The 991-nt window shown below is 65.6% G+C and carries 1 protein-coding gene and 1 pseudogene; both read right to left on the reverse strand.

Features of this window, described 5'->3' with window-relative positions; genetic code table 11:
- Nucleotides 1-153: pseudogene (locus WS75_RS34810) on the reverse strand (putrescine ABC transporter permease PotH); the annotation flags it as partial.
- Between the two features lie 10 nt (nt 154-163).
- Nucleotides 164-991: ABC transporter ATP-binding protein (locus WS75_RS28050; protein ID WP_059685465.1), on the reverse strand; the 828-nt coding region annotated here is incomplete at its 5' end.

The raw sequence follows: 991 nt of genomic DNA on the forward strand, positions 1-991 counted from the left end.
GAGCCACAGGAACGGCACGCCGATCGCGATGCCTCGGCCCGACGGCAGGAAGCGCGACAGCGCAGCGAAGCGGCTGCGGCGTTTGGCGGCCTGAGTCGTCGCGGCAGCGCCGGTCGGCACCGGCGCGGAAGGAGTGGAAGCGGAGGTTCTCATCGTGTCGCCCTCATTGCGTCAGCACGACGCCGCTGGCCGGCGACCACGACACGAACACGTCGTCGTTCCACGCCGGCGCGCTGTCGTTCATCAGGTGCGAGCTCGACAGGTTCGACACCACCGTCTTGCCGCTCGGCAGGCGCACGTGATACAGCGAATACGCGCCCATGTACGCGATGTCGGTCACGACGCCGCGCGCCCAGTTGTGATGCGAGCCGGGTTTTTCGCGCGACACATGCACGCGTTCCGGGCGCACCGAGATGCCGACCGGCATGCCGAGCGGGCCGGTCACGCCGTGGCTCACGTACATGCGTGCCTCGAGGTCGTCGCTCTCGACGAAGATGTGATCGGGCTCGTCCTCGACCACACGCCCCTCGAACAGATTGGTCGAGCCGATGAATTCGGCCGAGAAACGGCTGTTCGGGTATTCGTACACTTCGCCCGGCGTGCCGATCTGCACGATCTTGCCTTCGCTCATCACCGCGAGGCGGCTCGCCATCGTCATTGCTTCTTCCTGGTCATGCGTGACCATCACGCAGGTCACGTCGACCTTCTCGATGATGTTCACCAGTTCGAGCTGGGTCTTCTGGCGGATCTTCTTGTCGAGCGCGGACATCGGCTCGTCGAGCAGCAGCAGCTTCGGGCGCTTGACCAGCGAGCGGGCGAGCGCGACGCGCTGCTGCTGGCCGCCGGAAAGCTGGTGCGGCTTGCGCTTCGCGTACTTGCTCATTTGCACGAGCGCGAGCGCGTCGGCCACGCGTTCCTTGATTTCGTTCTTCGGCGTGCCTTCCTGCTTGAGGCCGAACGCGACGTTCGCCTCGACCGACATGTGCGGAAA

The organism is Burkholderia sp. FL-7-2-10-S1-D7 (genome assembly GCF_001524185.1).
Classification (GTDB): Bacteria; Pseudomonadota; Gammaproteobacteria; order Burkholderiales; family Burkholderiaceae; genus Burkholderia; species Burkholderia diffusa.